This is a genomic window from Chryseobacterium sp. MYb328 (assembly GCF_037572595.1).
In the GTDB taxonomy this organism is placed as follows: domain Bacteria; phylum Bacteroidota; class Bacteroidia; order Flavobacteriales; family Weeksellaceae; genus Chryseobacterium; species Chryseobacterium pennae.
Window position 1 is genome coordinate 43,213 of record NZ_JBBGZQ010000008.1, and the last position, 24,190, is coordinate 67,402.

Sequence of the window (24,190 nt, forward strand, 5' to 3'; positions counted from 1 at the left end):
AAAATTATTGAGAACAGCTTTTTTTATCAATTAAATATCTATATTTTCTACAGAATTAAAAGGCTTTGATTAGTCATAGAATTTATCAAAACGGGCAAACCCTGAAATATTATCAGGAAGCTTCATACCTTTCGTTATTTTGTCAGTCTGAGGATCATAGATCCATACATAGTTACCCCCTTTACTGGCATTTACAGCAATGTATAGCTTTTTATCCTGAACAAATAGACCTTGTTCATAGGGTTCATCTCCTGGCAGTTCATCCAATACTCTAACCAATTGTTTGGTTTCAGTGTCTATTATAGCATAGCGGCCATTATAGGTATTACCCAATGCAGGATCACGGTATAAAATCACCATCTTATTATTACCAATATAATCAATCATTGTTTCCAGAGTTTTACCTCCTACAAGATCTGTAAGGTTGATCTGATAACCCATATCAGGAGATGTACCTCCTTTAAGAGTCCTGAAAAGATGAATCTTACTGGTACCAGCTCCTACACGAGGAAAACAGGCATAATAAAAGGCTTCATTATCCTTTTTGAAAGCGGTTTTAAAATAGGGTGAGCCGTTAGCTACACCAGAACTCCGGTTATCAGCTGCTGAGTGCGTTACTTTAAAGGTTTTATAATCTATAACAGCAAAATTGTAAAATTCCGGAGTAATCCATTTTCCATTGCGGTAGCTGTATTGTAAATAGATATGCCCATCCATATAGGTCATAGAGCCTATTGTATAAAATTTATAAGCATCGGGAAAAGGCTCAAATCCTTCAATTTCACCCTGGCGGATAATACTAAGATCTACCGCATTGAAAACTGTATAACGGATATGCTGGCCATCACCTGTTTCTCCCACCAGTACCAAAGTATTATCATCTATCCATACATAACTGGAAATGTCACTGATGTAAGTATAAGGAACTTCTTTTGCAGTAGTGAGCCTATCCTGTGTGTATTTAAACTTTTTAAAGACTCCCTGATCGGTTTTGTAGTTATAAATAAAACCATTTTTTACGATGTAAGAATAGGTTCCCTTAGAATTGATTTCGTCTCCTTCTTTGGTAATATCCATTTCACCTGTTGTAACATCATTGGTGGCCGTCATATAATGTACGGTATTGGGCCAGCTTCCCAAAGCGGAAAGCAGAAAGTATTTGTAGTCTTTTTCACCGCTTCCGGAAGTACCGGAGTCAGGTTCGCGTTCACAGCCAATGATGGTTAAACATGCAAGTATTAAAAGTATGCTGTTTCTGAAATAGTGTGTCATGGTTTTTTACTTAAGTAGATATCTGAATTTTACATAGAAAGCACGTCCCTGCTTCTGAAGTTTGAAGTTGTCATAAGCCAGGGCATCGCTAAGATTGGTTACATCAAATGCTAAGTTATATCTTCCGTTTTTCATAGAATAGCTTATACCTATGTTGTGAAGCGTTTGTCTTGGGATTACCGGAATATTTCTTGGATTTCCGTAGGTTTTCCAGTTTTTGTAGAACCAGTCGGTCATCTGCAGTCCGTAGTAAAGCTCTATACGGCTGTCTTTCTGAAACCAGTCATCTTTACCGATGCTTACATTTGCATTCCCAAATAACCAGGGCTGGTTAGGAACATCTTTTTTGTAAGTAGCTGAAATTACGTCTTCACTGTTGTTGGCAAATTTTGTATTGTCATAAGCTTTGTTGTAGCTCACATTCATTAATACATTCAGGAGTCTTTTGTATTGGTAGCTCAGTTCCCCTTCCAGTCCGCGGGTAAAGATATTAGACAGGTTTTCATATTTGAAAGTACTGTTGTATAAATTTGGAACAGTAAAGATAAAATCCTTTGTATCACGGATGTATCCGGCGCCTTCTATACGAAAAGCATGTTGTCCCCATTGGTGATTGAAGTAGAAACCTACATTTACATTATCACTGGTTTCAGGTTTCAGATTCATATTACTGGTTACAGCCACACCATCTCCGAAAATTTCCTGAGGCTCTACCAAACGGTAAGAACGTTCAAAAGATCCTTTAAGTCCAAGTTCTCTGGTGATTTTTACAGTGGTTGCAAAACCGTAGCCCCAGTTACTGAAATTATCTTTTACCGGATTATCAGTTCTGGTTACCTGATCAAAAACCATCTTCTGAAGTCCTACCTGATAGTATTTTGCAAAAAACACGTTCGTCCAATGTCTATTGAAAAATTCCTGTTGATAAGCCATAGATAAGATCTGCTTGGTCATCTTAGCCGGAGATACATCATCCTTTTCCTCCTCCAGTTGATTGAAGGTAGTATTCTTAAGATAATCGAGTACATAATTGAAGATAAGCTTGTGATGGTCAACAATTTTATAAGTAGCCCCCAACTGAGAATACAGACGGTCTTCGTGCTGCATGATGATACTTCTGCCTCCTTTTTCACTTGTAGCAGAAGGCACAAAAGTACCATCCCAGCTATATTTACGCATTAGGGTATCAGTTGCCTTCTGAACACTTTTAGAAAAACCGGCATAAAGATTTACATCTAAATGATCATTAAAAAGGTTAGTTTTTTTATACTTCATGAAGTAATTATGAGCCTCTCCGCTTTGTTTTACTCCACCATACACTACATCCTGGTTGGAACCTGTCTGGATCTGTTTATCGAAAACCGATTGCGATGCTCCTACAAAGAAAGAATCTGCCCAGCTTTTATTTTCTAATCCGAATTCAGCCATTCCGAAAACGGATTGATATCTGTCATTAAAACGCTTCAGGTTTCTCGGCTCATACTCATTTTTGGCAGCATTCCATATTTTCATATCCTTCATCAGATAGTTGTTATCTGAATGGTTATAAAAACTGTTGATACGCAGGATAATTCCTGTTTTATCATCTTTAAACTGTCCGTTCAGATTGATACGCTGTGTATTAAAAGACCCTACGCTTATACCTGCATCCAGATAGTTTTTGCTGTTTCCGGGAGTAATAATATTTACCGCCCCACCCATAGCATCAGTACTTAGATGAATAGGAACAACCCCTTTATAAATCTCCACGCGGTCAGCCATATTTACTGGCAGCGTGCTCAGGTCTACACCTTTTCCAAGCATTTCTAAAGGAACGCCATCTATAAAGAACTTCACGGCTTTACCGGACATTCCGTTAATAGAGAAATTATAATCAGAACCTACACCTCCCTGCTGACGAACTTTAATTCCGGTGGTCCTGTTCAGAACCTGATTAAGATCCGCTGTAGTATTGGCTAATTTAGCAACATCTATGGCATTAACAGTAAAAGCACCGTCTTGCAGTGCCTTCACTTTACCTTTTCCATGTACAATAACTTCTTTTACAACCGCATGATCTTCTGCTAACTGAATATTTATCGGAGATCCTTCGCTGCCAAAGTTCATCTTCTTTTTGAACTTTTTATAGCCATCCAGGCTGAAAAGCAGTATTGCATCTCCTTTTTTGTAACTAATTCTGAAATTTCCGTTTTGATCGGTTTGTGTTTTAATTTTTGTGTTTTCAACAAAAATGGTTACTCCGCTTAACCCCTGTTTTGTGTGGTCCTGTACAACTCCCTGAACTGAATAATCACTGTCCTGTGCTTTGATTTGGGATATTGAAAGAGTAAAAATAAGAAAGATAAAAATTCGTTGATATAATTTCATTATTTATAATTATTATAAACAACAAAACTAAATCATCCTTATGAAACCTCAAAGAAAATGACTTATTTATTTTTAATTATTCTAATTAGTATTAATCTGAATGAAAAAATAAAATTGAACAAAAAATGTAAATAGTTTACAACCAAACAGTAACATTAAAAAATCTAATTATTGTTTTTTATTAGTATGAAAAAAATCATCTCAAAAGCAAAACTTAATAAATTACCTTGTTTTATCCTCTTTATGGAGTATGAGCATTCGTTTTTTTGTGAGCAGTATTTCAGAATTTTTTAAAATTTTATTATTATGTTAATCGTAATACTACTACAATTATTAAAAAAACAGTTAATTCATTTTGAAGAGAATATTTATCGTAATATCTTAGTAATACCAATCATAGAAAATAATTAGAAAAAAATTAAAATCACAGGAAAAACTAACACAGAAATTACATAGATAGAGGGCCCTGTTTTTGGCAGGCCCTTCCGAACTTCTCCTTCAAAAAAGCCATTGTGGTATACTTGCGATGTAAGACCGATGCGGGCTATCTGGTTTTTTTTGAAACGAATCGGTCTTTTCCCACGGAATTAATTCCGTAGTAAGTCAAGACAACTGAAAAAAAAATCTCATGTTTCAAGAAGATAAGAATCTGCATAAACCAGGAATAGATTCGCCTAAAACAGATATAGTAAATCAAGTAACGAAACAAGCTGATATTGCTGATCCTGCAAAATTTATTTCACAGACAAATAATATAACGGAGGCCCAAAAGAATTTTATGAATCAAGTGCAGCTACCCAACGATTCCAGTATCATACAGGAAAAAGTTTGGGCAAAGCAGCCTACATCCAAAATTTTTAATGCCCAGGGAATCTCAGAAAATGCGATGGTTGGCATAAATAGAGTTGTAAAACTGGAAATCTTTGTAGAAGGACAGGCCATCAAATTTTTTAAACATTTTAAATTAAAACAAAGTGCCGTAAAACACCATTCATTTGAGATTACATTAGCTCATGATACCCTTGGGAATGCAGAAAACCATAATCTTGAAGCAGCACAAAGTTTTTTAGGAAAACGTATTACCGTTGTATTCAAGTATAAAGATGTGGGAACTAGTCCTGAAAGAAACTTCGTGGGGGTAATTACCGAAGTAGGTTTCAGCCAGGAGAAAGGAAGCCTTGGAAATCTTGTACTGGAAGGCTTTAGCCCTACCATATTATTAGATGCGGCCCCGCATATTCAAAGTTTTGGCGGAAAGCAGGAAATGAGTCTCAACAGCATTGCCAGCCAGGTGCTGGAAGAAGGATTGGGACAGGGTAAGTTTGATTTTAGAGTAGATGCACGCCACGGAAACGTGTCATACAGCTCACAGTATGAAGAAACGCATTACAATTATCTGGCAAGAATAGCAGAAGCTTACGGCGAACAGTTTTTCTATGATGGTGAAGTATTGCATTTTGGCAAACTGCCACCACAGGAACAGTCCGTAAAACTGGTCTATGGCAGTAACCTGAATGATGTGAAGATTAAAATGAAGGCTCAGCATGTAAACCCTACTTTCTATGGGTATAATAGCAGCAAGAATGAGAAACTGACAACAGGAAGCTCAAAGATTAGCCACACTTCTGACATTGCTAAGCGTGCTTATGAAATCTCAGAAAAGACATTCAAAACACCTTCCTTAAGAATAGCGCCTATTAAAGCAACTTCTTTTATGGATGTGGACGCTTCACAAAAAGGAACTGCCGGAAGTAAGGCTTCGGAAGTATTTGTAACCTCGGGTACTACTACGGTCCCTTTTCTTTATCCTGGCTGTATCGTAGATATTGAAATGCGTAAAACGGATAGTAATGACACTTCCTATTTTACCAAACTTATGTTGATTGAAGTAACTCATGAAGTAGATGCCCGTGGCTATTATGACGGAACCTTTGAAGCTATTGCCTCTGATACAGGATTTATTCCCCGTCCGGAATTTATTTTACCAAAAGCTGAACCCCAGTTTGGAAAAGTAATTTCTAATACAGACCCACAGAATCAGGGACGTGTTCAGATTCAGCTGGATTGGCAAAAAGGACCTGATACCACAGAGTTTATCCGAGTAATGTCTCCTGATGCAGGAAGCAGTGACAAGGTAAATAAAAACCGGGGATTTATGTCTATTCCTGAAGTAGGAGATCAGGTAATTGTGAATTTTGTACATCAGCATCCCGACAGACCTTTTGTAATGGGCGGAATGTTCCACGGAGGTATTGGTGGGGGAGGCGGAAAAGGGAATAATATTAAAAGCCTGAGCAGTAAAAGCGGGAATATTGTAGAACTGAATGATGGTGGCGGTATTACGGTAAGAGATAAAGCACAGAATCAGATTCATGTGGATGGTAGTGGAAATATCAGCTCTTCTTCTTCAACAACAAATACCAGCACTGTTGGAGGTACGAAAGAAAGCCCGGAAGGACAGGCCTCTATGAAAATGGATAATAGCGGAGCTATAGATATTATGGCAAAAACTAATTTTAAAATTGCAGTAGGAGAAGGAAACTCCTTTGAAATTACAAGCGGTGGTAGTGGAACATTAAATTTAACAGCAGATCTTACCATCAATATTGGAGGCAGTATCGTTACACTCTGTAAGGATGGAACCATTAATATCCTTGGTAAAAAAATTACGGTTAACGGAAGTTCGAATGTAACCATTGAAGGTGGTGAGGTAGATGTAAATTAAAACCGGGTGAAAAAATAATAAAAACATTGAAGCATAGTTTAAATAGTAATGGAATATATACAATACGAAATCCAAAAAGGAGATACTTTGGAATCTATTGCCAGCATGCATAATACCACAGTAAGAGAACTGATCCGTTTTCATAATACCCACTGTGGAACAACCCAGATGATAAGGAGTGATGTATGGCCGCCTTATTTTCCCAGCATCTATATGATCAATCCGGAAGCAGATATACATACAGCCAGTTCACTGCCGGAAGTATCACCCTATGCCAATAGTTTTGTATATAGCAGACAGGATAGTCATTCGTATGACATACATATTAAAACCAACGTGGTCTTTTTAGGAAAAGAAATATCTGAAAATGAGACGGCAATGCAATGGAATCTGGATTTTAATACACCGAAGCATGGTTATCTTAATAAAAAAGAAACCGGCAGAAAGTCTACAGGATCATTTCCGGAGATCAAATTGGTAAGCACAGTAATGAATGCTCTTAATGAAGCTTCAGATCATCTCTTTTTCCGTCTGGATCCAGCTGGAGAAATTGATGCAGTAATGAATAATCATGAGGTACAGAAACGATGGAAAACAATAAAAGCTGAACGGCTTACAAACGAAGCATTTAATATTCCGGAACTTAAGGAGATGTTCAAAATATGTGATGAAGAATTTGCAGATTTACTTACAAGCCTGAAGAATAATCTGTTGTATACTCTTTTTTTTATACCTACTGGTAAAATGAATCTATCCGGGAATGAAACATTTGCCGATTTATCGGAAAATAAGGTGCTTTCCCAGTTTTTTCAGCCTGCATTCATCCCTTACTCTCTTCAGTATCATGCGGCAGAGGAAGATGGAAGCATTAAAGTTCACCTTGCTGGTGGTACAGATAAAGAAGGGCTGTCTCCACAGTTTGAAAATTCTTTCAAGGAAAAATATGCAGAAATAAGCCAGATCCCTCTGGATTTTGACTATAATATTGAAGGATACTACCTATACAGTATTGAAGGACTGCTTCAGCAGGGCAGGATTTTTGTAAGGGAACAGGTAAACCTCAATTGCTTTTATACGGCAACGTATGAGTTTAAAATAATAAATACATAAGCATATGGGACAATTGTATGTACCCGATGGCACATGGACATTGTGCAGCAACGGTAAAAAGATATTAAAGATACAGGTGACCTCACAGGCTACTATAAAAATAGAAGGAGGTAAGCTTGGCGCTACAGAAAAAGACAGATTCGACGGTAATTTTGTCTGTCCACCCATGATGGCAGCTGGTGCGCTTGTAGGAGCTGTGCTTGCAGGAGCCCTGGTAGCATCCGGGCCCGCTCTGGTAGTATTTGCTGCAGGATTTGCAGGTGCGGTAGCTGGTGGTACTGTATTGGCCAACCACCTACCCAGCGTATGTAGTTTGCTGTGCCGGAGTAATGAATGGACCGCATTGCATCCTAAAGTAAAGCTTGAGAAAAAAAGAGCTCTTTTGGAGAAAGCTACTTTAACCTGTATGTTTGGCGGACTGGTGACTCTAAAGATGCCGAATTATCAGGAGAATATAGATATGGGACTGTTGGGAGGAAATGCGGTGTATGGTGATATAAGTAGTCTTACCGATGAAGAGAAAAATAGAGTGGGGCTTTACCATAATTTAAGTGATAAAGAGATAGCAGATCTAGGCTTAGATCCAAAATTATTTAGAGATCCAAAAGAATCACACTATTATGCAGATTTATATAAAAAAGATGGTAAATATGTGTTGGCATTCAGAGGTACTGACCCTACAAATATGGAAGATATTGGACAGGATCTTACACAAGGTGTTGGAATTAAATCTGATTATTATGACAAATCTGTTAATCTGGTTAATAAAATGAAACAAGCTCGAGATGAAAATGGAAATCTTATTTTTGATGCCAATAATACTGCTATCACAGGACACTCCCTAGGAGGAGGTATGGCAGCAGCAGCAGGTGGTGCTTCAGGTTTTCCTACTTATACTTATAATGCTGCTGGTGTACATAATGCCACATTGAAAAGAAATAAAGTTCATCGTGAAGATATGAACCATGTACAAGCTTATAATGGAAGCAGTGATCCATTAAATGCAGTACAGGATAGCCGGGAAGGTGTGCTGAAAACATTAGGATTTGTTGGCAAGCTCGTTAATAAAACAAAAGGACTACCTCGGGCGGCAGGAGAACGTATGGAAGTAGATACGGGATTGCCGTTACAAGGCGCTGGAGGGGGGCACTCTGCTATTAATGTAGTCCGTGCGTTAGAAAAAGAGGCAGCTAATGCAGCAAGCCGTACTGTAATTGCTAAAACCCAATAACAATGACTCTACTAAAAACAATACCGTTAATTTTATTCACATTAATAATGCTAAGCTGTATGGATAGCAATATAAAACAGAACAACATGAAAAAAGAAAATCCACCGGAGAAATTTTTCAAAGGTAATGATCTTAAAATGGCTACAGCCATATATAACAACGATACGGTTGCTATTGAAAACCTTGTGAAAAAAGAAAATTTTGATGTAAATGGAAGAGGTGCTGTGATTATACCTGATTATTCAACAACCGATACAGTCCGTTATACTTATCTGAATTATGCAGTTGTGGTAGGAGCCCTACCAGCAAGTCGAACCTTGTTGAGATTGGGGGCAGATATTGATCAACCTTGTATCAATGGAGGTGGATACGATGCGAATATAAATTCAGCCTGCAGCAGCCGCAACAAAGAAATGATACAGTTGTTAATAGAAAATAAAGCCAATCTTAATCCTAAATTTGGTGAATCTCCTATTAACGATTTACTTATAGGAGATGTTGATAAAGAGTTGATCGATTTATTACTCACAAACGGAGCGAATATCAACTATCAAGCTTACATTGGAGGGGGAACAGTCGTTTCTACTGCGCTAGGCCTTGGAAAGTTTGATTATGTTAATTATTTTTTGGACAAAGGAGCAGACCCCTTGCTCTTAGATGCTAATGGAAATAATTTGGCATCTCTGATCCAAGACGAAATAAATGAGGGACGTTTAAGCGGTTATGGTTTACAAGAGTATAATAAGTTGAAAGAAAGACTGACTGATAAATTTCATATACAATTTCCATTAAAAATCAACAAAAAAACAGAATGGCAAAAAGGGAGAGCCATGGCCATTGCCCGTTACGAAAATCTATCACAAGCAGATAAAGATTTTTTAGGTAAAGATGAAGCCGACAGAAAGAAGAAATGGAAAGATGGTTTAGAAAAATCACTGCAAGAAAGTACTCATTAAATGTAAAACTTAAGATCTTTCTGTCTTAAATTGTAGCCTTTCAATAATTAAAACTGATATTATAAATCTAAACTTGATAGGTTACTGTATGGGAATAAATAAAAATAATAAAAGACTGCCACTAAAGTACCCTAGTGGCAGTCTTTTATTATAAATAACATTCCTGATTATCTTTAATAAAAACAATCATAGCATTGTATTTTAGCTAAAAAAATTCAATATCCTATAATTGAAACCCCTTTTTTCTGTATATCAAACAAGGAAAAGATTATTTCATAGAAAATTTAATATATTTGTATGTTAAATTATTTTACTGATTGTCAGCGAGTTAATTATTTAGTTCTTTTTATCACTAAAAAAATAGTTGTATGAATCAGTTTTATTTCTACATTTGTATAACTAATTTCTTAGTGATATGAGAATCGCTATTTATATATCACTTTAATAATAAATGAAAAGGATATGAAAAACCAGACTTTAACAAAGGCAGAGGAACAGGTAATGCAGTATCTGTGGAAGCTTGAAAAAGGATTTCTTAAAGATGTTCTTGATCTTTTTCCGGAACCGAAACCGCATACCAATACCGTTTCCACTATTTTAAAAGTATTAAAGGACAAGGAATTCGTAGACTATAACGTACACGGAAGGCAGCATGAGTATTTTCCATTGGTCACAAAAGAACAGTACTCTGGAAAGACGATGAAAAGCCTTGTGAAAAATTATTTCAAAGGATCCTATAAAAGTGCTGTTTCATTTCTGGTAGAAAAGAATGAAATGACCGTAGAAGATCTTGAAATGCTGCTCAATGAACTTAAAAACAAAGACGAATAATCATGGAAACTCTACTTCTATACTTTGGAAAAGTAATTTTATGTTCTGGTGTAATGTTTTTGTATTATAAGTTGTCTTTAAAAGACAAGACATTTCATCATTATAACAGGTTCTATCTTTTATTGGCAATTGGGATATCACTGTTGCTGCCACTTATCAAAGTGGATGATTTTACGATAGAGGTTAATAGTGATGTGTATTTGTTGCTTGATAAAATTCAGAATTTTAACACAGAAAAAAACTTAAACAATGGTAACCTTTATTTTAGCATTATTTTTTCAGCTCTGGGACTGGTTTCTCTCTACTTTTTAGGGAAGCTTATCTACGGAATCTTCAGGATTCAGCAGTTTAAGGAACAGTTTCAGAAAGAGAGTTTTGACGGGATCAACTTTTACCGTACAGACTTAACCGAAGCTCCGTTTTCATATTTTAAAAATCTTTTCTGGAAGAATACCATTACTCTGGATTCTGACATTGGAAAGCAGATTTTAAAGCATGAGATGGTTCACATTGAACAGAAACATTCATTCGATAAGATTCTTATTGAAGTGGTTACAGCCGTTTTCTGGTTCAATCCGTTTTTTCATATCATTAAAAGAGAAATTAGTTTAATCCATGAATATCTGGCTGATAAAAAAGCCGTGAAGCATTCGGACACCAAAGCATTTGCGCAGATGCTTTTAGCAAGCCACTTTTCCGGAACACAGTTGCCTGCTGCCAGTCCGTTTCTAAGTTCAAACCTTAAAAAAAGACTTAAGATGTTACAAAAACCAAAAACAAAATTCGGGTATGCGCGTAGAATTCTTGCCTTACCAGTGTTATTTACAGTAGCTTTTGCCTATGTGGTAAACGCTAAGAACAAAGAAATTCAAGAAGCCAATCTTTCTATTAAACAAGCTGTTTCTCAAATCAAGAAAGATACTGTCAATCCTGAAAAATCTGAACAGAAAAAAAGTAAAGAACTTACAGTGAATTCTCCGGAAGATGAAGCAAAATTGGCCGAACTTCAGAAAAAGATCAGTGAAAAGGAAAAAGAATTGAATACATTGGATCCTAGCAGTGCTGCTTTTGAAAACAAAGTTGAAGAAATAAGCAATCTGGCTTCAGAAATAGGAAGTATTACAGCAAACATTGAAACTGAACAATATTTCAACTCTCCTGAATGGAAAAAACAGATGGAAGAGCTTGAAAATATGGACCCTCTGGATAAAAAAGAAATTCGAAAAATTCAAAAAGAAGCTCAAAAAGCAGCTAAGGAAGCTCAAAAAACAGGAAAAGAAGCAGCTAAAATCGGCAGAAAAGCCGCAGAGCTGGCCAAAACAGAAATGGCAAAAGCCAAAATTGATATGGAAGCTGCAAAAAAGGTAGCTGAACAGGCCAAAATAATAAGTGAAAAAGCCAGACAGGATGCAGAAAATGCAACGAGAAATTTAAATATTAATTTTACAGCATTAAGCAATTCGCCTAAAGTTATAGTTATGCAGGCAGATTTCATCAAAAAAGATGGAAACGGAAATATTACCATGAATGGAGTGAAGAAATATGATTTGAAAGAGTGGGATAATGTTAAATACTTCGTTGATGGAGTTGAAGTTTCCAAAGAAACGGCTAACACTATAAAACCTGAAAATATTGCAATGATCAATATTATTAAGGAAAATGTAGTACGCGGTACACAGAATGAAATAAGAATTCAGACAAAGAAATAAAGTTCAACCAGGCTTTGTCAATGCAATATTGACAAAGCTTTTTTTTATCACTCATTATGAAAACTAAAGTTCTATTTTTTATGTTCCTGGGAATTCTGACCAATGCACAGATCAACAGGTTCTTTTATGAATACAAATTTATTTCCGATTCTAATAATAAAGAAGATGTGAAGAAGGAAATGATGTTGCTGGATATTGATAAAAATGGATCCAATTATTACAGTCACGATAAATTTGTGGCAGATTCCACCGGGCGTGCAGAACTTGAAAAGCAGCTGAAAGCCGGAGGCGGAATTATAAGTGTGAATAGAAGAGAAAAGCCAGGAATGGTTTCCTACAGAGTAACAAAACAATATCCTGATTTTAAAACCTATCTTTTCAGAAGTATTTCCATGGATAAATACAAAATTAAGGAAGATAAAAAACCGGAATGGAAGATTTTACCTGAGAAACAAAAAATAGGAGAATACAACGCTCAGAAAGCAACCACTAGTTTTGGCGGAAGAGACTGGACAGCATGGTTTACAACAGATATTCCTATTCAGGATGGGCCATATGTTTTTTATGGACTTCCGGGGCTTATTGTAAAAATAGAAGATGCCACAGGATCTCACAGCATGAAGCTCATTGGTAATAAAAGCTTACAGTCTCCAGAGAAAGAGGCAGAGCTTCAGCTTCCGGGAAATGTGAAAATATTGGGATTGGATGGTAAGGATATTGAAGTCACGAAAGACCAGTTTAAAAAAGCCTGGAAAGCTTATGTAAATGATCCCACAAAGAATATGAGAGAAATGATGATGAGAAATGGTGGTGAAGCCGGAGGAAAAGTAGCTTTTAAAGTAAAGACAGCAGATGGAAAGGAGTTTTCTGACCCCAACCAGATTATAAAGGAAATGGAGAAGCGAACGAAAGATATGCTTCAAAAAGATAACAATCCGATAGAACCGGATCTGGTGAATTAAAATTATCATTTCTTACTACAACTAAACAGGATAACTCGAGAGATTATCCTGTTTTTGTTTTTACCGACTAATATTTCTATTTTTAAATAACTTTAAACTTAAACCTGTATGACAGAAAAAGAAAAATGTGAAGCCGGACTTCTGTATGATGCCAATTATGATCCGGAGCTGATTCAGGAACGTATAACCTGTAAGGATTTGTGTTTAGAATATAACGGGTTAAAAAACTCTGATACTGAAGGTAGAAAGCAGCTGATCAAAAAAATTTTGGGCAGTACAAAGGAAAGTTTATGCATAGAACCCTCTTTTTGGTGTGATTACGGATATAATATTGAAGTAGGGGAGAACTTTTATTCAAACCATAACCTTGTTATTTTAGATTGTGCTAAAGTAAAATTTGGAGATAATGTCTTTATTGGTCCCAACTGCAGTTTTTATACAGCAGGGCATCCACTTGATGTAAAACAGAGAAATGCCGGATTAGAATACGCTTACCCGATTACTGTAGGTGATAATGTATGGTTCGGTGGGAATGTAGTAGTTTTACCAGGAGTTACCATTGGAAATAATGCTGTAATAGGAGCAGGAAGTGTAGTCACTAAAGATATTCCGGAGAATATGGTTGCCGTAGGAAATCCTTGCAGGGTTGTAAAAAATATTGAAGGAAATGAATAAAAAAAAATCCCGGAACGAAGTTCCGGGATTTTTATATCTGAAATAACAGGCTGTAATTAAGATAATTTCTGAGAATCAGCAATAAACTGTGCCAATCCACTGTCTGTTAATGGGTGCTTTAATAAGCTCAAGATCGGAGGAAGTGGAGAGGTAATAACATCAGCTCCGATTTTAGCACAGTCAATGATATGCATTGAGTGACGGATAGAAGCTGCTAAGATTTCAGTTTCGAACATATAGTTATCGAAAATTAATCTGATCTCCTGGATAAGGTTTAACCCGTCTGTAGAGATATCATCTAATCTTCCAAGGAACGGAGAAACATAAGTTGCTCCTGCTTTAGCTGCTAAAAGAGCTTGCCCAGAAGAGAAGATCAATGTACAGTTAGTTCTGATTCCTTTATCAGAAAAATATTTTAAAGCTTTGATACCATCCTTAATCATTGGGATTTTTACAACGATATTGGGGTGGATTGCAGCCAATTCGTCTCCTTCTTTAATCATTTCTTCATAGGTTGTAGAAAGTACTTCAGCAGAAATATCTCCGTCTACAATCTCGCAGATCGCTTTATAATGATTTTTGATCGCTTCAGTTCCCTGAATACCTTCTTTAGCCATTAATGAAGGGTTGGTTGTTACACCATCTAAGATTCCAAGATCTTTAGCTTCCTTGATTTGCTCTAAATTAGCTGTGTCAATAAAAAATTTCATTTTGTTAAATAGATTTATTGGTACAAAGATAAGTCATTTAGTTGACTTCTGAGATATGATTTTTTTTGGAGAGATAAAGTTCAGAGTGGAGAGCTTTAGACTAAATAGTGAGCATTTTAATGCAATAGTTTTTAATAATACTGTCCATGTCTCCTGTCTAAAAGGTTATATTTGTTATTCATGAAAAACAACAGTTTTACAGCCCCATTGGAAATCATAGGAATCAATCCTTTTGTTTTTATTCCCGAAGAAGTTCTGGAAAGAATTTTTATGGCCTCAGGAAGAAATAAAAGCCCGATTCCGGTGAAAGGAACAGTGAATGGCAAGGAGTTCCAGCAAAATTTGATGAAATATCTGGGAGAATGGAGGCTATATGTGAATTTAATAATGCTAAAGAATTCTCCTAAAAGGATTGGAGAAACTGTTGAAATTATGTTGGAATATGATGATTCCGATAGAAGTATTTCCATTCATCCTCAGTTGGAACAGGCTATAAAAGACAGTACTCTGGCTACAGCAAATTTTGAAAAACTGATCCCGTCAAGAAAGCATGAGCTGATCCGTTATATCAATAACCTGAAAACAGAAGCCGGTATTCAGCGTAATATTGAAAAAATCATCAGGCATCTTCATGGAGAAACAGACTTCTTTGGAAAGAAAATTGAATAGGAAATCAACAGGCAGAGATCATATAAAATGAAAAAAACAAATCCGGAACACGTCCGGATTTTGCTTTATTTATGAATTTAATGTTTTGCTGAGTTTTACAGCATCCTGATTGCTTGGATCATATTTCAGCGATTGTGCAATATGTTCTTTAGCTTTATTAGGGTCACTTTGCTGTTCTGCAAAGGCGATATAAAAGTAGGCATAAGCCAGATTCTTTTTATTTTGCTCCACCTCTTCAGGTTTTACTGTTGCAATATACTTTTCGTAAGCTGTTTTTGCATTGGCATCATCTTTTGCAGACTGATAGGCATATGCCTGACTGTAATAAGAAGGAGCCCAATCAGGTAATAAAGCTGATATTTTTTTCCAGGTAGCAATAGCATTGGTCCAGTCTGAAGATTCCTGATAAGCAGCAGCCAGTTTTGCTAATGATTCTGTATCCTTTGGATTGGCTTCGATTTGTTTTTTAAGACCTTCAATAGTAGGATTGGTTGATTGAGTGGCAACAGCTGCTTGATTTGCTGTGTTATTGGCACTGTCAGTCTGAGTGGTTTGTGCACTTACCAAACCTGCGCTTCCTACAAGAATTAAACCTGCAAATAGGTTTTTGATGTTAACTTTCGGCATTTTCATAATCTTATATTTTATAATTCAGATTTCTAAAATTCAAGAATAATTCCAGAAAAGCTAAAATTTTAGAGGCTTTAAGTTTTTTTAGAAAATATTAACGGGATTGATGTTTTTTTTAGATTAATTTTTGATTCGCTGAGGATTGAGGTATCTTTGTCATTCAACTATTTTTTAATTAATCATTTCATCACATGAATATCATATTAGCGTCAACATCCACACTTTTTGGTGGAGAATATCTGGAATATTTAAGAGGAGAATTAATTCAGTTATATGCAGGAATTGACGAAATTGTGTTTGTTCCTTTTGCAAGACCGGGTGGAATTTCCCATGATGAGTATACGGCAAAAGCCCGTTCTTTTTTCGAAAGCATTAATATTAAAGTAAAAGGCCTTCACGAATTTGAAGATAAAAAAGAAGCTTTAAACCAGGCAAAAGGATTCTTTACAGGTGGTGGAAATACATTTTTATTGGTTAAAACATTACATGAAGAAGGATTGATGTCTGTTTTAAAAGAAAATGTAACCAACGGGAAGCCTTATTTAGGATGCAGTGCAGGAAGTAATATCGGCGGGCAGAATATGAAAACAACGAATGATATGCCAATCGTTTATCCGCCAAGTTTCGATTGTATGGGACTGGTTCCGTTTAATCTTAATCCGCATTATCTTGATCCAAACCCTGATTTAAAACATAATGGAGAGACAAGAGAGACCCGAATTATGGAATTCCTTACTCAGAATGATATCAAGGTAGTGGGTCTCAGAGAAGGAAACTGGATCAGAAGAATTAATGACACAATTACCGTAGAAGGAAGTGAACTGACCAGAATTTTTGAAAAAGGAAAAGAACCTTACGAAATAGAAGCAGGAAGTAAAGTGTAATGAGGCAGGAAGATATCAGCCATTTTATAGAACGCAATCTGAAGAATTTTTCAGTGAACAGTACCGGTTGGAATGATCTGATCGGGAAAATGCTGACTGAACTGGCTGTCGCAGGATGGAATATGGAGCATGATGTTTTTGGAAAAGAAAAATTCGGTGAACTGCGTTGCTATATGTATTCTGAGAATGAAAAATTAAATATTGCTCTTAAAAAGATCACAGATAAATATTTGGGGTTATCCCAAAAAGTCTGTGAAATTTGTGGGCATGATGGCAAAATAAGAACAGTAGGCTCCTGGCAAACCACTTTATGCCTGAGTCATTTTCTTGAGCAGAAACCGGTAATAGACATTGATGCCGAGCAGAACGTTATATACAGGGAGAAGACATTTCTGAATATTAAAGACGTAGTGAAAGCAGAAGTGGAACTTGATCTTCAGGAATTAAGTCTTCACACAAAGGAAACGGCTTACACTGATGAGCCGTTCTGTTTTTCCTGGCAGGAACCGAATTATTATCTGCTTTTAAAAACAATTCCCATACATCTGTTTCCTGAAGATATTCAAAACAGGATTTCAGATCTGTTTCAAAATCTGAAAGACTGTGAAATATGTGGCTACAGAGCGCTTTATCATAACTCCTGTTTACGCTGTTGTAATGAACCCTGGGAAGGCAGTCAATATCACCTTGAAGACTATGGAGAAAAATCAAATTATATCAAAGCTTGTCAAATGGATATTTTCATAGACGAGGATGATTATGAGAAATATTTTAAATATGACCGCTCTTTTGAGAAAATTTCAGATCATCAGATTCTTTTTACTGCAGATGATCTTGAGGAATATAAGAAGCTTTTATTTTAACTATATTTGATTTAGAATAATAAAACCTGAACCACAGCTCTGCAAAATATAAATTTGTTTCTGGCTGTGCTTCAGGGATATCAGCAAAAGTTTAGCACAAAACAATAATGCAATGAAAAAAACACTTGCAGTTCTCATGCTTTCTGTACAGATCGTTTCGGCTCAGAATATGGCCCAGAAATTAGATAAGGCAACCAAAGATCTTATGGATTCTTCAGGGGCAGTGGCTTCCAACTTATCATTTTATGTATCCGATGAAAGTGGGAATTTTATATACGAATATCAAGGAAGTAAAGGACTTTCCACAGCTTCTACCCAAAAAATATTTACCGCAGGCGCAGCATTGGAGACATTAGGGAAAAATTATACCTATACTACCACTTCAGGTTATTCCGGAAGTGTATCTGGTGGTACTCTGAACGGAAATCTTTTTATCAGTTCCAACGGTGATCCTACCTTGGGAAGCTGGCGATATGAAGCTTACAAACCTGAGAATTTTAAGAAGAAACTGATCGATGCCATTAAAAACTCAGGCATTACAAAGATTTCAGGAGACCTGGTGATTGATGATTCTTATTTTGACCATCAGACCATTCCCGGCGGATGGCCGTGGGATGATCTTGGAAATTACTACGGAGCAGGAGTCTGGGGAATCAACTGGCGGGAAAATCAGTTTGATATCAACATCAGCGGAACAGATTTTAAAAGCTTTTCCTATCCATTGGAAGGTGTAAAATGGCTGAATGACCTGAAAGCAGGAGGAAATTCAGACCAGAGTTTAATCTTCACAGCTCCTCATTCCAATGTAGCAATGATTAACGGAATGCTTCCGGGAGGGAAAACGGTAACCGTTTCCGGATCTGCACCTAATCCACCTTTACAATTGGCTACAGAAATAAAGCAATGGTTAAAAGAATCCGGAATTGAACTTTCCGGAAAAGCGGTGACCAATTCACAGCTTGAATTAGAGGGAAAACAGGCACTGGAAGCTCCAAAGAGTAATGTTATTCTTACCTACCAATCTCCAACTCTGGATAAAATTGTGTACTGGTTTTTGAGAAAAAGCGTCAATCTGTATGGAGAAACGATGATTAAGACTCTGGGAAAAGAGAAGAAGGGAAATCCAAGCTTTAAAAGTGGAGTGGCTTACTTAAAAGAATTCTGGAAATCAAAGGGAATTAACCCGAATATGATCAACTTTGCTGATGGAAGTGGACTTTCTCCACAGAATTATGTAGCAGCAAAAGCTGAGGTACAGGCTCTTTTATATGCTAAAAAACAAACCTGGTTTGAGTCTTACTATGATGGATTCCCGGTTCAGGATAATGGGATGAAGATGAAAAGCGGAACGATGAGGGACACCAAATCTTTTGCAGGCTATCATACCGCAAAAGATGGGAAAAAATATGTGTTTTCAATTATTATCAATAACTATCAGGGGAGTGGAAGTACAGAGCTGCAGAAAATTCTTAATGTTTTAAAATAAATATCCTTGAGGAAATCCATACTAACCAGATTGAATAACTGGATCATTTTTGTTGTCATGACTACTTTGGTTATCGCCATTGTAGTTTCTTCTACAGCATTAATTAATTTTCTGAGAAAAGAGGAGATTAAAAGAATCAGCCTGCTTTCCAAAGCGATCAGAATACAACAGGAAGTGAAAACTCCGGATACCGATGTCCTGGACCTGCTGCCTGAGATCCTGAATATTAATAATACCATTCCGTTCATTGTAACAGATAAATATAAAAATCCTATCCTGGATCTCGGATATTACCGTAATATTCCTGAAAGCACGATCAAAAACCCGGAAAAGCTTCATAATCTGATCGTGAATATGGAGAAAAACTACGATCCGATTGAAATCAAAGTCCCGGATGGGAACAATCAGTTTGTGTATTATGACAATTCACGGTTACTTAATAATCTACGGTATTCACCTTATATTTTAGGGCTGTTTATTCTGCTGTATTTTGGATTTACATTTTGGTTTTTTAAGACCATTAAAAAGACTGATGAAGGGTATCTTTGGGCAGGGCTTGCCAAAGAAACAGCCCATCAGATCGGAACTCCTTTATCTTCCATGATCGGATGGATGGAAATTATGAAGCTGGAAAACCCGGATTCTGAGGGAGTGCATGAAATAGAAAAAGACATAGAAAGATTAAGAACCATTTCCGAACGTTTCTCAAAAATAGGTTCCGTTCCGGAGCTTAATGATATGAACTTCAATGAAACGATTCAGGAAAACTATGATTATTTAAAGACCAGGATCTCTAGAAAAGTTGATTTTACCCTTCACCTTCCTACTTATATCGTGTTGGTTCCCCATAATAAAATCCTGATGAGCTGGGTTATTGAAAACCTGGTGAAAAATGCTGTGGATGCCATGAAAGGAGAGGGAACGATTGTAATGTCCGTTTTTGAAAGAAATAAAAATATTCTTATTGAAGTAAAAGATAATGGAAGCGGGATGACAAGCCAGCAGGCAAGAAATGCTTTTAAACCTGGATACTCTACCAAGAAAAGAGGTTGGGGATTAGGATTGTCATTGGCCCAAAGAGTAATTCACGAATATCACAATGGTGATATTAAGATTTCCCAGACAGAAGTAGGAAAAGGAACCACCTTCAGAATTACGATTAAAAAAGGATAGGCTTAATATGAACATTTAAGAAAAACAAAAGCGGGGATATTTTCCCCGCTTTCTCATTTATTTTTTACCAGTTAACCACTGAGTTTGTAGTTTTAGTTCTTCCGGAGTCGGATTGGCTTTGAACTGGATTTTTTCCTTGTCTATTTTATCAAGAATAGCTTTTCCTTTAAGAGTCATTTTTTCATTTTTACCGGCATTGTCTCTTAAAATTGTTACCGTTACTTCCTGACCCTCTTTAATGGTTCTGGTATAGCCCATTAAATCTGCCAGCTTGTTGATGTCGATTACTCTTCCATCTATAGCAAGTACCTTATCTGTAATTTTAAACCCAACGCTTTTTGCAAATGGAGATAAAGCTGCATCTTCATCAAATGCTAACGCTTGGGTTCCCGGATCGTAACCTGTTTGAGTAGGATCTTTAATAAACCAGAAAATAGGAGGAAGTTCCTTTTTGCTTACTTCTACTCCTGCCATTTTCAGGTATTCTGCGTAAGGTGTAGGCTGGTTTCCTGCAATATATTTATTATAAAAATCCTTTATCTGAGGGTAGCCTGTTACAGTTACCAGTTCATCAATCAGCTTATCATCCTTGAACGGTTTATTTTCTCCGAACCTTTGGGATAATTTTCTGATCATATCACGATAGCCCATTTCTCCATTGGATAGCTTTCTTAGTTCAATATCCATACACATAGCTAGAAGAGCTCCTTTTTCATAGACATTTCTGTACTGATCTTTATAAGCATCCTGCAGTATATTTTTACTCATTACCGTAAATGGCATAGTATCATTATACTTCTTGGAGTTATTAATCTTTTCTCCGATTCTTTTAAGAAAATCCTCTTTGTTAATAAGCCCTTCCTGGATCTGGAACAGGTTTGCAAAATATTCAGTCCCGCCTTCGTACATCCATAAATGCTGAGACATTTTCGGATCAGCATAATTAAAATAATGGATTTCTTCGGAATGGGTCTTCAAAGGATTAACGGTATGGAAGAATTCATGAGAAACCACATCGGTAATGGTTTGGTCAATGGCTTCTTTAGGCATTCCTTCAGGAAGCACTACACTTGTAGATTCGTGATGTTCCAATGCTCCAAAACCATGAACATCAGGACCATCACCACCGGATAGGTAAAGCATGATCGCATACTTTTTATTGGTGTTCATATCCCCAAGGAATTTCTTCTGAGCCACTACCATTTTTTCAAGATTATCCTTGAAATCTGAGGCCTTATATTTTCCAGTCGGAGAATAAACTCCCAATACAAGATCCATTCCGCCTGCATTGAAGGTGATATAATCCGGTTTGGTGTACATCAGTGGTGAATCTGTCACCTTGGCATAGTTGGCAAGTGTATAGGTATCTGTAGATTCTGATTTATCCTGATCTACCAATGCCGTAGTTCCGTAGAAATCAGTGGGTTTTTGAACAATCAACTGATAAGGGACATCCTGCATATTTTCAATATATCCTACGAAACCATGGGTATTGATCATATAGACTTTTCCTGCTTCAATATCAGTTCCTGAAGGAGAGAATACAGCTTTATGCTTTGAGGTATCTGTTTCTTCATCGAAGCTGTCATTCACAAGATAGGAGATCTTGCTCAGGTTTTGGGCATTTTTTAATGAATAGCTATTATCGTTAACTTTTGTAAAAGCTAATTCTTTTCCTTTATTATCGTAAAACTTAATGCCCTCTATAAACCTTCCGTAATCATCTACAGAATAAGTTCCCGGAACCGTTTTGGGAAAGTGAAATTTAATATCTCCCGATTTCATTTTCGGGAATTCCATAGTAACGGCTACTTTATCATCTTTTACATTAACGAGGTCAATAGTGGTCTTTATAGACTGTGCATTTGCTAAAAAAGCGGCAAAAAGGCCTAAGCTAAGTGCTGTTTTTCTCATTAGGTTTAAATTTTATAGTTAAATAGTTGTTTTATTTCTGATTTTGTTACGGAGTGGAGTATTAAACTTTTCTTAAAGTTTTTAGTGTAAAAGAAAAAAGACAAATTTACAGCATGGTAAACTTGTCTTTTTTGTTAATCTATTGAACGTTCAAATAATTAATATAATAGTTTTTGTTCCATTCAACAGGAGTATTTTTCTTAAGCTTCACTGTTTGCCATTCTTCAGTTGGATTTATCGTCTGATCTCCATTGATGATGATCGGAAGCTTCAGGTTTTTCACTACATCTGTATATCTGAATTTCAATGTATCTCCGTTTTGAGAGTATTCAAGCGTAGGAATTTTGATGGTTCTCAGATACTGGTCAAAAACCGTAGAGAAATCAATACCTGCCTTTGATGAAATATAATCTTCAATCTGTTTTGTGGTAACGGTCTGATGATAGAAATCTTTGCCCAGCCCTCTTAAGATCTGTCTGAATTTTTCATCATTATTGATTACCTGTCTTATGGTATGAAGCATATTGGCTCCTTTCGGATACATATCACCGCTTCCTTCATTTCTTACACCATATTTTCCGATAATAGGAATATCATTGTGAATATTTCCTCTAATACCAATAAGATATAGATCTGCAGACTTTTTATCCAGATAGTTTTCTGTAAAAAGTACCTCTGAGTACATCGTGAAGCTCTCATGGATCCACATATCTGCCTCATCCTTTGCTGTAATATTGTTGGCAAACCATTCGTGGCCACTTTCATGAATGATGATATAATCCCATTTCAGACCAACTCCTGTTCCTGAAAGATCTTTTCCGCGGTAACCGTTTTGATAGCCATTTCCATAGGCTACATTACTCTGGTGCTCCATTCCCAGATAAGGAGAATCTACCAGTTTATAGGAATCTTCATAGAAAGGATAAGGGCCGAACCAGTGTTCAAATGCGGATAACATTGGTTTTACCTGCTCAAACTGTTTCTTTGCTTTTTCCAGGTTATAGTCAAGAACCCAGTAATCCAAATCCAGTTTTCCTTTTTCACCGTCAAAAGTATCTTTAAAATTTACGTACTTACCAATGTTCGGAATAATGGAGTAGTCATTGATAGGGTTTTTCACTTCCCAGGTATAAGTCGTCTTATTACCGGTGGTTTTTTTATCAATCAATCTTCCGTTTCCAACGCCTACAAGATCATTTGGCGTAATAATCTTCATCACAATCCCATTATCTGGCTCATCGCTCCAGATATCTTTAGTCGGAAGCCAGATAGAAGACCCGATTCCCTGCACAGCAGGACTCATCCATGGGTGTCCCTTTTCATCTTTAGTGAAAACCCATCCGCCATCCCATGGGGCATTTTGGGCAATAAGAGGATTTCCGGAATAATCTACATCAATAGTATATTTTTCTCCCTTTTTGAACTTTTTCTTTGCAGTGATCAATATAAAATCTCCATCCTGCTTATAGTTGGCAATAGGAAAGCTGGCTGTTACTTTTCCGGCTTTCATCGGTTGCTGAAGATCAATCTGAAATACAGGATTGGTAACATCCTTTATGATCTGAAAGCTGATCTTATTCGTTCCTTTAATGCTTTTCTGCTCAAAATCAGGTTCTACGGAAAAATCATATTTTTTGACATCCCAGAAATTTCTGAATTGCGTATTGGAGCCTTTTAATGTATCTTGTTTACTATAAACTTTGTCTTTTTCAAAGAGCTGCCCAAAGGCAATTCCGGAAACAAATAAAAGGGTGTATGACAGCTTTTTCATGTAAAATTAAATTAATAATCTTTCCAAAAGTATAAAATTAAATTAACAGCTGGATAGGGATAGTGCGAAAATAATGAGTAAAAGAAAGATTGATGTTCTACATAACGTGTTTAGCCGGATAAACTATTGAAACATATTAATTTCTTATTCTTAACCGTATTTACATCCTTGTCAAGGTTTTAAACCTTGACAAGGATGTCTGCCAGACTACTTTTGCGTGATAATCTAAAATAATCCAATATAAATAATATA

At 36.5% G+C, this 24,190-nt stretch carries 19 protein-coding genes; 13 read left to right on the top strand and 6 right to left on the bottom strand.

Features of this window, described 5'->3' with window-relative positions:
• Positions 1–69: 69 nt before the first annotated feature.
• Positions 70–1,272, bottom strand: a complete 1,203-nt coding sequence (locus tag WH267_RS10025) for a hypothetical protein (RefSeq protein WP_340007883.1) — start codon at positions 1,270–1,272, stop codon at positions 70–72.
• A 6-nt stretch (positions 1,273–1,278) separates the two neighbouring features.
• The gene (locus WH267_RS10030) at positions 1,279–3,639 is read right to left on the bottom strand and encodes a TonB-dependent receptor (protein ID WP_340007885.1); all 2,361 of its coding nucleotides are present in this window, start codon (positions 3,637–3,639) and stop codon (positions 1,279–1,281) included.
• 628 nt (positions 3,640–4,267) lie between these two features.
• Between WH267_RS10030 and WH267_RS10035 the strand changes: the two genes are divergently transcribed.
• The 8 genes from WH267_RS10035 (at position 4,268) to WH267_RS10070 (ending at position 13,838) form a co-directional block, all read left to right on the top strand.
• Complete coding sequence (locus WH267_RS10035) at positions 4,268–6,364, top strand: type VI secretion system Vgr family protein (protein ID WP_445223269.1); 2,097 nt, start codon at positions 4,268–4,270, stop codon at positions 6,362–6,364.
• A gap of 48 nt (positions 6,365–6,412) precedes the next feature.
• On the top strand, positions 6,413–7,474 hold the full coding sequence (locus WH267_RS10040) for a LysM peptidoglycan-binding domain-containing protein (RefSeq protein ID WP_340007887.1): 1,062 nt from the start codon (positions 6,413–6,415) through the stop codon (positions 7,472–7,474).
• Positions 7,475–7,478: 4 nt separating this feature from the next.
• Positions 7,479–8,705, top strand: coding sequence for a PAAR-like protein (locus WH267_RS10045; RefSeq protein ID WP_115971639.1), 1,227 nt, complete (start codon positions 7,479–7,481; stop codon positions 8,703–8,705).
• Positions 8,706–8,791: 86 nt separating this feature from the next.
• A complete protein-coding gene (locus WH267_RS10050; protein WP_340007890.1) occupies positions 8,792–9,661 on the top strand; it encodes an ankyrin repeat domain-containing protein in 870 nt (289 codons plus the stop codon).
• A 462-nt stretch (positions 9,662–10,123) separates the two neighbouring features.
• Positions 10,124–10,492 (top strand): BlaI/MecI/CopY family transcriptional regulator, encoded by a 369-nt coding sequence (locus WH267_RS10055; protein ID WP_115971641.1) that lies wholly within the window; start codon positions 10,124–10,126, stop codon positions 10,490–10,492.
• A 2-nt stretch (positions 10,493–10,494) separates the two neighbouring features.
• Complete coding sequence (locus WH267_RS10060) at positions 10,495–12,201, top strand: M56 family metallopeptidase (RefSeq protein ID WP_340007892.1); 1,707 nt, start codon at positions 10,495–10,497, stop codon at positions 12,199–12,201.
• A 56-nt stretch (positions 12,202–12,257) separates the two neighbouring features.
• Positions 12,258–13,163: a GLPGLI family protein gene (locus WH267_RS10065; RefSeq protein ID WP_340007894.1), complete on the top strand. Its 906-nt coding sequence runs from the start codon at positions 12,258–12,260 to the stop codon at positions 13,161–13,163.
• A 108-nt stretch (positions 13,164–13,271) separates the two neighbouring features.
• Complete coding sequence (locus WH267_RS10070; protein WP_340007896.1) at positions 13,272–13,838, top strand: sugar O-acetyltransferase; 567 nt, start codon at positions 13,272–13,274, stop codon at positions 13,836–13,838.
• Positions 13,839–13,894: 56 nt separating this feature from the next.
• Here the strand turns inward: WH267_RS10070 and fsa are convergent, their stop codons facing one another.
• Complete coding sequence (fsa, locus tag WH267_RS10075) at positions 13,895–14,548, bottom strand: fructose-6-phosphate aldolase (protein ID WP_115971645.1); 654 nt, start codon at positions 14,546–14,548, stop codon at positions 13,895–13,897.
• Between the two features lie 180 nt (positions 14,549–14,728).
• Here fsa and WH267_RS10080 point away from each other — a divergent pair, with 180 nt between their 5' ends.
• Positions 14,729–15,217, top strand: coding sequence for a YdeI/OmpD-associated family protein (locus WH267_RS10080; protein WP_340007899.1), 489 nt, complete (start codon positions 14,729–14,731; stop codon positions 15,215–15,217).
• 69 nt (positions 15,218–15,286) lie between these two features.
• On the opposite strand, the gene WH267_RS10085 is transcribed toward WH267_RS10080, so the two are convergent.
• Complete coding sequence (locus WH267_RS10085; RefSeq protein ID WP_123318914.1) at positions 15,287–15,850, bottom strand: tetratricopeptide repeat protein; 564 nt, start codon at positions 15,848–15,850, stop codon at positions 15,287–15,289.
• Positions 15,851–16,038: 188 nt separating this feature from the next.
• Here WH267_RS10085 and pepE point away from each other — a divergent pair, with 188 nt between their 5' ends.
• The 4 genes from pepE (at position 16,039) to WH267_RS10105 (ending at position 20,253) form a co-directional block, all read left to right on the top strand.
• Positions 16,039–16,731 carry a dipeptidase PepE gene (gene pepE / locus WH267_RS10090; protein ID WP_115971648.1) on the top strand — a complete coding sequence of 231 codons (693 nt, stop codon included), beginning with the start codon at positions 16,039–16,041 and terminating at the stop codon, positions 16,729–16,731.
• Positions 16,731–17,594: a hypothetical protein gene (locus WH267_RS10095; RefSeq protein ID WP_123318915.1), complete on the top strand. Its 864-nt coding sequence runs from the start codon at positions 16,731–16,733 to the stop codon at positions 17,592–17,594. Before pepE ends, WH267_RS10095 begins: the two co-directional genes overlap by 1 nt.
• A 112-nt stretch (positions 17,595–17,706) precedes the next feature.
• Entirely contained in the window at positions 17,707–19,080 is a 1,374-nt protein-coding gene (gene dacB / locus WH267_RS10100; RefSeq protein ID WP_123318916.1) for a D-alanyl-D-alanine carboxypeptidase/D-alanyl-D-alanine endopeptidase, read from the top strand.
• 6 nt (positions 19,081–19,086) lie between these two features.
• Complete coding sequence (locus WH267_RS10105; RefSeq protein ID WP_115971651.1) at positions 19,087–20,253, top strand: sensor histidine kinase; 1,167 nt, start codon at positions 19,087–19,089, stop codon at positions 20,251–20,253.
• A gap of 57 nt (positions 20,254–20,310) precedes the next feature.
• Here WH267_RS10105 and WH267_RS10110 read toward each other — a convergent pair whose 3' ends face one another.
• Together WH267_RS10110 and WH267_RS10115 are read right to left on the bottom strand one after the other, a co-directional pair.
• Positions 20,311–22,167 carry a M61 family metallopeptidase gene (locus WH267_RS10110; RefSeq protein WP_123318917.1) on the bottom strand — a complete coding sequence of 619 codons (1,857 nt, stop codon included), beginning with the start codon at positions 22,165–22,167 and terminating at the stop codon, positions 20,311–20,313.
• 139 nt (positions 22,168–22,306) lie between these two features.
• A complete protein-coding gene (locus WH267_RS10115; RefSeq protein WP_123318918.1) occupies positions 22,307–23,938 on the bottom strand; it encodes a M1 family metallopeptidase in 1,632 nt (543 codons plus the stop codon).
• Between the last annotated feature and the right edge of the window lie 252 nt (positions 23,939–24,190).